The sequence below is a fragment of the Bacillus sp. LJBV19 genome (assembly GCF_017797845.1).
Taxonomy (GTDB): Bacteria; Bacillota; Bacilli; order Bacillales; family Bacillaceae; genus Bacillus; species Bacillus velezensis.
This window is the reverse complement of the sequence record NZ_CP072563.1, coordinates 334,602-345,506: the sequence shown is the minus strand read 5'-3', so window position 1 is coordinate 345,506 and position 10,905 is coordinate 334,602. Positions and strand designations below refer to the sequence as shown.

Below are 10,905 nucleotides of genomic sequence, written 5' to 3'. Positions count from 1 at the left end.
GTCACCTCTGTCTTTTCTGTTAGAGAATTTCCATTAATTTATCAAGTTCATCAAGCGTCAGATCATCATCGCCAAGATCGCTAGGCGTAAGCTCAGGTCCGTCTTGGGCCAGGCAGTGATCTATGATTTTCAAGAGGTGCCCTTTAAAGCTGTCACTGAACGATTGAATGGTTTTTTCATGAAATTCGAGAGAATGATAGGCAAACGTCATCGTCATCTGCCCGTTTTCTATAAATCCGACAATATCAAGCGCATTCGGCTTCTCTGTGTCAGGGCTCAGCGATTGTCCTGACGGCATCCCGGATCTTGTAAATAAGCCGGAATCCGACATCTCATTAAACTGGCCTAAGTAGTTAAAGCTGATATCCGGATCAATCTCAAATGAAAGATTCTCTTTATGCTCAGGCGCCGTTACATAACGCAGAATGCCGTAGCCGACTCCTTTGTTCGGGATGTGTCTGATGTCTTCTTTCATTTGTTTCAGCTGATATGAAAGATCGTCGGCGTGCTTCATCTCAAGGATCATCGGATACATGCTCGTAAACCATCCGACCGTCCGGGTGATATTCAAGCCGTCAAGAATGTCTTCGCGCCCGTGGCCTTCCAAATGAACGCCGATCGTGTTTTCACCCGTCCACTCTTTCAGCGCCAATCCGAGCGCCGTGAGCAGGATGTCGTTCATTTCGGTGTGATAGGCTTCATGTACGTTTGTCGTCAGCTGTTCAGTTTGTTCAGGCGTCAGAGAGAAGCTGACCGTTCTCGTATGTTTCATGCGCTGATCACCAGACTGCCTGTCTTTCGGAAGCTGAGTGCACACCTCTTTTTCCTCAAGCTCTCTCCAGTAATCCGCTTCTTTCAGAAACGCCTTCGTATTTGCGTATTCTTTGATTCTCTCGGCAAATTCGGCGAATGAATGTGTTTTCGGCGGCAGCGCCGGTTCATTGCCTTGCTTCAGCTGCGTATAAACGGACGTGAAGTCCTCCAGTAAAATCCGCCAAGATACACCATCCACGACTAAGTGATGGATTGCGAGAAGAAGGTGGTCTCCATCTTCAGCCCGGAAGAGCCCGGCCTTCAGCAGATGTCCTGTTTCCAGTGAAATACTGCTTTGAAGACGGTCTGCTTCCCTTTCAATACGGTCCTCATGGTCTTCAGCAGGTCCGTTCAGCTCAAAGACGTTCAGTTCAACAGACACATCCTCAAGTCCTCTGTAATACGGTTTTTGTTCACGATAAATCATCCGGAGCGCATCATGGTGCACCGTCAGGACATGTAATGTTTTTTCTGTTATCTCCGGATCAAAGCCGTCTTTTGCATGAAGCATGACGGATTGATTCCAGTGGTGTTTGTCCGTGAAGTTTTTCTCAAAGAACCAGCGCTGGATCGGCGTTAAGTCCGCTTCACCTTCGACAGGGCCCTGGTCGGCCTGCTTTCCTTCCGTCCGCTCCACATAAGAGACGAGTTCTTCGATGGTCGGGTGCTGGAAGAGGTCTTTCATCTCCAATTTATACCCGTGCTGGTTCAGGCGGCTCGCCATTTGGATGCCTTTGATCGAGTCGCCGCCGAGCGTGAAGAAATTATCGCTTACGCCGATCTGGTCAAGACCGAGCACTTCCTGCCAAATGTCAGAAAGCAGCGTCTCCATCTCCGTTTCCGGCGCTTTGTACGCGGCGCTTCCCGCTTCAATGTCCGGTTCCGGCAGGGCTTTTTTGTCAATCTTTCCGTTTGCGGTGACCGGAAGCTCGTCCATCTCCACCCAGAACGCCGGCACCATGTAGTCAGGCAGCGTGTCTTTCAGCGCGGCTTTGAGCGTTTCGATATCGTCCTGCTGAGGCGCGACATAGGCGCAAAGCGCGGTATTGCCCGCTTTGTCTTCCACGGCCGTCACCGCTGCGTCATGAACGTCCGCAAGCCGGGCGAGGCGGACTTCGATTTCTGAAAGCTCGATCCGGTAGCCCCGCACTTTGACCTGCTGGTCAATACGCCCGATGTATTCGATCCCGCACTGCGCGTTCCATTTGACGAGGTCGCCGGTCCGGTACATGCGCTCGCCGGGCACGAACGGATCTGCGGTAAACCGCTTCGCCGTTTCTTCTTCACGGTTCAGGTATCCGCGCGCAAGTCCGCGGCCGGCCACGCACAATTCACCGGCAATGCCTTCCGGCTGCACCTGATCTCCGTCGCCGAGAATATAAACTCTCGTATTGGCAATCGCCCGTCCGATCGAAAGCGACCCTTCCTCCGGATTGATGACGCCGCTTGTCGCGACGACGGTGTTTTCCGTCGGGCCGTAGTTGTTGACGATCGTGTACGGCTGTTTCACCGCCCGCTTCAGCTTATCGCCGCCGACGAGAAGCATGCGGAGAGAGGTATTTTCCAGCTCCATAAATTGTTCGGCCAGCTGCGTCGGCAGGAAGGTGATGGTCACGCCGTGCTCTTCGAAATAGTGATTTAAGCGGGTGATATCCAGCCGGATCGCTTCGTCAATGACGTGAAGCTCCGCGCCGATGGTCCATGCCGGGAACATTTCCCAAATGGAGGCGTCAAAACCGAAGCCCGCGTATTTGGCGCTTTTATCATCCGCCGTCATGGCGAATGCGTCGTGATGCCAGAAGCACAGGTTCACCAGCGCATGGTGTTCGACCATGACACCCTTCGGCTGTCCGGTCGTTCCTGACGTGTAAATCATATAAGCGAGATGATCCGCCGTTGTTTCCGTCTGCGGGTTCGCTTCATCGTTTTCATCAAGCGGCAGGCTCAGAATGGAGCGTCCGCCGTCAAGCAGAATCGTTTCTCCGTTGTAGCTGTCCGGCACGTCCAGCGCTTCCTGTGTGAGAAGAAGCTCGGCGCCGCTGTCCTGCAGAATGTAGCTGATCCGCTCTTCCGGGTAGTCAGGGTCAATCGGCACAAATGCCGCGCCCGCTTTCAAGACGCCGAGTACGCCCGCGGCCATTTCCAAGGACGGTTTCGTCAAAATGCCGACACGCTCGTCAGCCGTGACGCCGCAGTCCATGAGAATGCGCGCGATGCGATTCGCCCTTGCGTTCAGCTCGCCGTACGTCCATTTCGCGCCGTTGTATGCCGCGGCCGGCCGGTCCGCGTAGCGGGCGGCCGTTTCTTCAAAGAGACGGTGAACCGTTTTGTCCCGCGGCACAGAGAGTGTTTTTCCTTTCCATGTGTTGAGGAGGGCTTGTTTTTCTGTTTTATTCACCAATGAAAGCTCAGAAAGTTTCGCGGCCGGATTTTCCGCTGCGGCTTCTAACAGATGAAGCCAGTAATGCTTCCATGTCTCTGCCGTTTCCGGTTTAAACAGCGCGGTGTTATATTCAAGCACAAACGTTAAGCCTTCGTCTGTGTCCTCAGCCGTCATTGTCAGGTCAAACTTGGCTGTTTTTCTGTCAAACGGATGGTGCTTCAGCTCAATTCCTTCCATGACCAGATTTTCCGCATTTGCATTTTGCATTGAGAATACCGCATCAAACAGCGGATTTCTGCTCGTATCACGCTGCACCTCAACCTTTTGCAGAAGGTCTTCAAGCGGATAATCCTGCGCGTCAAATGCATGTAAAGCGGTTTGTTTCACTTCTTTAAGATAGTCCGTGAACGTTTTGTCCGCTTCCGGATACGTACGAAGCGCGAGTGTATTCACAAAAACACCGATGACGTTTGCGAGATCCGCATGTGACCGTCCCGCAACCGGCGAGCCGACAATGATGTCATGCTGTCCGCTAAGTTTTGAGAGAAAGGCGCTGTATGACGCCAGCAGCACCATGTACATGGTAGAATCCGTTTGTTTCGCAAGACTGCGAAGAGCCGACGTCTGTTCCTCAGTCAGAGAAAAGACCAGCTTGTCTCCTTCAAAGGTTTGCACGGCCGGACGGCTGTAATCAGCCGGCAGCGTTAATACCGGAAGCTCGCCGTCAAGCTCCCGAAGCCAATGCTCCTCCTGCTTGCGGTACTGCTCTGATTGAATAAATTTCTGCTGCCATACCGCATAGTCTTTATAATGAATCCGCAGCGGCTCAAGCGTTTCGCCGCCATATAAGCGGGACAGTTCATCTATCAGCACGCCGACTGAAGCGCCGTCCGAAATGATATGGTGCATATCAAACAGCAGCAGGTGGTCATGTTCAGCCAGCTTGACCAGTCCCGTTCTGACGAGAGGAAGCTGATCCAGGCGGAACGGCCGGATAAAGCTCTGAATAATCCGTTCAGCATCTTCTTCAGAGGCTTCATAATATTCCATGTCGATATCAGCTTCCGCCCATATGCGCTGAACCGTTTCTCCATCCTTTATGTCAAATGTCGTTCTGAAGGCTTCATGGCGTTCTGTCAGCTGTTTCATGACGGATTTCAGCTTTTCTGCATCAAGCTTTCCTTTTAAGCGGAGCACAGACGGCATGTTATAGCTTGTTTCAGCGCCCTCCAGCTGCTGAAGCACGAACATACGCTTCTGCGGTGAAGAAACCGGATACGTTTCCCGCTCGGCCGCCGGTGTGATGCTCTCAGCCGCCTTCCGCTCAGCCCCTTCAATCAGCTGCGCCAGCCCCGCAGCCGTCGGAGAAGTGAACAGATCCTTTAAGGTAAGCTGCACGCCGAATGTCTTCTGGATAAGGGCCAGCAGTTTCATCCCCGCTAACGAGTGGCCCCCGATCTCAAAGAACTGATCATGGACGCCGACACGTTCCATTTGCAGCACCTCAGCCCAAATATCCGCCAGTTTTTGTTCTGTTTCATTGCGCGGCGCCGTATATGCCACGGCATTCGCTGCGGTCACATCCGGCATCGGCAGCGCCCGTCTGTCGATTTTTCCGTTCCCTGTAAGAGGCAGTTCATCCAATTGAATAAAGACGGACGGAATCATATAAGCCGGAAGATCCTTCGCCGTATGCTCCCTCAGCTCCCGGGAAGAGATTTCTCGGAGGCCGACAACATACGCGCAAAGAAGTTTGTCACCCGCGCCCTGATCCACAGCGAGCACAATGCATTCCTGAATCTGGTCATGGCTTTGGAGCTGATGCTCAATTTCGCCAAGCTCAATCCGCTGACCGCGGATTTTCACCTGATGGTCGATACGTCCGATAAACTCGATATCACCATTCGGCAGCCATCTGGCCAAGTCGCCCGTTTTATACATCCGTTCACCTTCCTTAAACGGATGCTTTACAAATTTTTCTTCCGTCAGTTCAGGACGGTTGTAGTACCCTTCTACGAGACCTTCCCCGCTGACGCACAGCTCTCCCGCGATACCCGCCGGCTGAATGCGTCCGGCTGAGTTCATAATAAAGACTTCCGTATTGCTGACCGGTTTCCCGATCGGAACGGAGAGCGTATCCTCTTCAATGACATCCACCGGATGGTATGTCGCAAACACCGTGCTTTCCGACGGGCCGTACATATGAAGCAGTCTTCCTTTTCCGACTGCCGCCAGCGCCTTTTTGACATGTTCTACAGACGCTCTTTCGCCCCCGAACATGATTTTCCGAAGCGTCGTCAGACAGGACGGCTCCATATCAACAAGCAGGTGGAACAGGGCCGTCGTAATCATCAGAATGCTGACGTTCTCCCGTTTGATCACACGGGACAGACGTGACATATCCAGCACCGTATCTTTCGGGACGATCACAAGCTTTGCACCGTTTAACAGCGAACCGAACATATCAAACATAAAAGCGTCAAAGACGTAGTTTGACAGACCGAGCACTGTGTCCTCTTCAGAAACGGTCAAATAGTTCGTGTTTTTTACCGTCCGCAAAATGTTGGCATGTGTGACGATGTTTCCTTTCGGCGTTCCCGTCGTGCCCGATGTATAAGTGAGATTGGCAATCGTTTTGGAATCAAACGGCAATGCTGGATTGCGAGAGTCCTTTTCATAGCTCGCCTCATCATCAGCAAGCACAATGACGCCTTGAAAACCGGCCTTTTCCGCAAGCGGCTTGAGGCTTTGCTGAGTCAGGAGCACATTCGCCCCGCTGTCGCGGAAGAAATGCTGAATCCGCTGAACCGGATGCTCAGGATCAATCGGCACATAGGCGGACCCCGCTTTTAACACAGCCATAATGGAAACAATCATATCCATTGACCGTTCACACAGAACAGCCGCGGTTTTTCCGCCTCCTCCGACCGAAAGAATATGCCGCGCAAGTCTGTTGGCGCGTTCATTCAGCTGCTGATACGACAGGGTTTCCCCTTCGAACTGAAGAGCCGTCCGGCCAGGGTTCTTTCGGGCCTGTTCTTCAAAGATCTGCACGATCGTTTGCTCTTTCGGGTATACCGTGCGTTCCGGGTTGAACTGCTGTAATTGAGTCAAAGCCTCCCGTTCAGAAAGCAGATCATATTCGCTGATTTTCGCATCCGGCTGAGCTGCCGCGCTCTCCAGCAGACGGACATAGTGCGCAAGCATGCGATCCGCAGTTGAGCGCTTAAACAGCTTCGTGCAATAATCCAAATCAAGCGCAAGGCCTTCCGCTGTTTCCCGGGCCTGCATGGTCAGGTCGAATTTGGCGATATTGAAGTTTGTTTCATGAAGAGCCAGCGTCAGATTACCGATCTCCGGAATTCCGTCCGAAGCATTTTGCAGACTGAACATCGTGTCAAATATCGGATGCCTGCTCATGTCCCGGGGCACGTTCAGCTCCTCGGTCAGCCACTCAAACGGATAATCCTGGTGGGAAAACGCATCCAGCACCTGCTTGCGCACATGACCTAACAAGCCGGCAAATGTCTGATCCTGCTTCACGGAGCTTCGCAGCGCGAGCGTGTTGACAAACATCCCGATAAGCCCCTCGGTATCAGAGTGATTTCTTCCCGCTGACGGTGTTCCCACGATGATGTCTTCCTGTCCCGAATACTTAGAAAGCAGCGTATAGTATGCCGATAACAGCACCATGTAAAGGGTGGCTCCGTTTTTCTCGGCAAGCTTCTGCAGCCGTTCCCGCAGCATTTTCGGCAGCTTGGCGGACACGCGGTCACCTTCAAAGCTTTGCACCTGCGGCCGCGGATAATCAGGGAGCAGCTGAAGCACCGGCAGTTCCCCGCTGAAGACTTCTTTCCAGTACGCCCGCTCCTTCTTGTAGCCTTCTTTCGCCCGTTCCGCCTGCCATACGGCATAATCTTTATATTGAATGCGCAATTCAGGCAGCTGATTTCCCCCGTAGATGTCAGCCAGTTCCTTCAGCATGATGGAAATAGACACCCCGTCAGAAATCAGGTGATGCATATCAAACAGCAGCAGATGGCGATTGTGACCGAGCGTTTGCAGGCCGATTCTGAACAGCGGCGCCTCAGATAAATCAAAACGGCGCACAAAGTCCTTCATGACCTGTTCATTCGTTCTTCCGCGCGCTTCGATCATTTCAATATGAAACGGAACATGCTCGCCAATCACCTGTCTCGGCGTGCCGTCCTCTGATTGAAACGATGTTCTGAGCGCTTCATGCCTGCTGATTAAGGCAGAAAATGCACGCTCAAGCTTTTCACGGTCTAAAGCGCCCTCAATCATGGCCGCAGCCGGCATGTTATATCCGACTCCCGCGTCTTCAAATTGGCTCGCGATATAAGTCCGCTGCTGAGCGAGCGAAAGCGGATAGCTCGCCTGCTTCTCAGCCGGCTCAATTGCACTGAATGCCGGTCCTTCGTTTCGGTTTTCCGCATAATCGGCAAGCGCCGCAATCGTCGGATGCTCAAATAAGTATTGCAGCGGAATTTCAACGCCCATTTGCTTATGAATTTTCGTCAGAAGCGTCATTGCCTTTAATGAATGACCGCCTGACTCGAAGAAATGATCATAAATGCCCGCCTTGTCCATTCCGAGGACTTCCTGCCAGATGACGGTGAGCATTTCCTCCGTTTCATTTCTCGGCGCGGCATATTCAGATGAGCTGACAGCCTGCACATCAAGCGCAAACAGCTTTTTGCGGTCCGCCTTCCCGCTCGGCGTGAGCGGAATTTCGTCCGTTTTTGTAAAGTAAGCGGGCACCATGTAATCAGGAAGGTGCTTGGACACATACTCCCTGTACTCGGCAGGGTGAAACTCGGTTCCTTTTTCCTGAACGATATATGCGCAGACATCTAAGCTGCCCTGCTGATCCGGCCGTGCCAGCACGACGGCCTGCGCCGCGCCCGGAGCTTTTCTGAGCACCGTTTCAATTTCTCCCAGCTCAATACGGTAGCCGCGGACTTTCACCTGATCATCTTCACGGCCGATATATTCGATCGTCCCGTCCGGCAGCCAGCGCGCCATATCACCCGTGCGGTACATGCGGCCGCTTCCGTTAAACGGGTCCTGCAAAAACTTCTCTGCGGTCAAATCCGGAAGATTTAAATAGCCGCGGCCTACACCGTCACCCGCGATATACAGCTCACCGGCCGTGCCGTCGGGCTGAAGCCGCTGGTGCTTATCCAATATATACAGACGGGCGTTGCCGAGCGGTTTTCCGATCGGAACGTACGCCGCCTGTTGATTCATTCCGTTATCGGCTGACACCTGATGCACGGACGCATCTACGCACGTTTCTGTCGGCCCGTATACATTCGTCAGACGCGGCGTCCTGCCCGATTGATGAAAGAGCGTCATCAGCTGTTCAGCAACAGCCGCGGACAGGCCCTCTCCCCCAATGAGCATGTGGCGCAATTCAATTCCGCTGACATCTCCCGCCGCAACCATCATCTGCAGATGTGCAGGCGTTCCGTCAGTGGCTTCAATCCGGTTTTGACGATAATAGTCCAGCAGTGCCGAGCCATTCGTCACAGTCGTTTTCGGCACGATATAAAGCGTCTGTCCCAAAAGAAGCGAAGCGAATATCTGTTTGACGGACGCATCAAAATGAAACGGAGCCAAAAGCGCCATTCTTAACGTCTGCTCACCGCATTGATAAATCTCCTGCTGCAGTGATTGCACCAGATGATGAACTTGCCGGTGCTCAATCATCACGCCTTTCGGCCGCCCCGTTGTACCTGACGTGTAGATGATGTAAGCCAGCCGGTCTGATTGAATGCCGACACCGTCCGCAGCCGTCTCATACTGAACAGCCTCGTCAAAATCAATCCGTTCGGCATCCGCTGCAGGCGCCTGTATTCCGGCTTCCGTCAGAACAGCCTTCGCTCCGCTGTCCTCCAAAATGTACTGAATCCGATCCGCCGGAAAGTCAGGATCTATCGGCACATAGGCGCCGCCCGCTTTCAAAATTCCCAATATTGCCGCAATGACACGCTCAGAACGGCCAAGCAGCACCGCGACAGGAGAATCGGCTGATATCCCGGCTTGAAGAAGACGTCCGGCAATACGTCCTGACTGTTCATGCAATGTGCGATAGGACAATGTTCGGCCTTCATACACAACCGCGGGTTTGTCAGACAGTGACTTCACTTTCTCTTCAAACAGCCCCGGAATCGTCATCTCCTTGCGGTAATTCACCGGATTGCCGGAGGCCCGTTTCAGAAGCCGCTCTTTCTCGGATTCAGAAAGAAGAGTAAGTTCATCAATTATGCGATCAGGAGATGAAATCGCATCTTCAATCAGCGTGATCAAACGTTCAGAAACAGATTCAATCTCTTCCCCCTTGAAAATGTCGCTGCGATAGTCAAAATCAATTGTCAATTTCCCGGTGTCCCATCGTTCCTTCACATGAATTGAAATATCATTTGTACCGCTTCCGCTGAAAATAGGGTCTGTCAGGAAGGACAGATTCTCTTTTTTCTGCCACTGCATCACCTGGTACTCCAGAGCCACCGTAAACAATCTGCTCAGCGAACTTTTCGAAGCGCGCAAATCATTGACAAGCAGGTTATACGGATACTTTTGGTGGCGGAGAATTTTCATCAGATCCTTCATCCGGCCTTTAACGAATTCCAAGAACGACTGTCCTCCGTCAACGCTTGTCCGCACAGGCACCGTAGATACGAACATCCCGAGCATCTGCTTTTCTTTCGCATTCGTCCGGTTTCCCATAAACGTACCCGTGACAACGTCATCACGACCGGTCACTTTGTAGAGATAAGTGATCAGAGCTGACTGGAACAGAGATAGTACGCTGACTTTATGCTCCTCGCAGAATGAATGAATGCGGCCATATAAGTCGTGAGGAATTTCTTGAGAAAACCGTTTCGCATTAAGACCCGCATCTGCCTGGCTCCGTTTCAGGGACACAAGCTCCGGCACGGTCTCAAACTGCCCGTTCCAAAAATCCCGATCCTTTTTAAACCGCTTCGACTGCACATATTCCTGCTCTGTCAGCACGTGCTCAATAAAAGAAGGAATCTCCGTCTGTTCCTCACTTGTCCCGCCTGAAAGCTCCAAATAAATATCAGTAATCGCATTGCCCAGAATCGTCATGGAAATCCCGTCTGAAATAATGTGATGCACATTAGCGTAAAACCAGACCTCATTTTCACTGATCGTGTGCACGGAAAAACGGAATAAATCCTGATCATATAACGCCAGAGGCTTGCCGGCTTCTTCACGCCCCCATTTAGACAGCTCGTCCGCAGAGCAGCCGGCTTGCCTGATATCCGTGTGCCCGATAGAGAGCGGACGGTATTCGCTCACATATTGAACGGGCTCCCCCTCATCATCAAGCCGCAGACGGATTCTCATCGACTCATACCGCCGGACGAATTCCTGTATCGCTTTCTCAACGTAATGAGCCTGTACGCCGTCTTCAGAAATGAGTTTCCCGAAACCGGCTAGATTTGAAATGCTTGTGTTCGGATAGAATTTTTCTGTATACCAGATACGTTTTTGAGCATTTGTTAAAGGATAAAAAGTTATTTCCATATGTGTGCGCCTCCCCTTTTTAAGATAAAGTTGTCAATTCTCCCTTAGAAACAGCCTCCCTCTATGTCCCTAACTCATTCTCAAGCCAAAAGAACCACTTACCTCCAAAAACGATCCCGATTCAATCACCG

At 52.1% G+C, this 10,905-nt stretch carries 1 protein-coding gene; it reads right to left on the bottom strand.

The window, feature by feature from the left end:
- Nucleotides 1-19: 19 nt before the first annotated feature.
- Entirely contained in the window at nucleotides 20-10,774 is a 10,755-nt protein-coding gene (gene srfAA, locus J6600_RS01775; RefSeq protein WP_209387868.1) for a surfactin non-ribosomal peptide synthetase SrfAA, read from the bottom strand.
- Nucleotides 10,775-10,905: the final 131 nt, after the last annotated feature.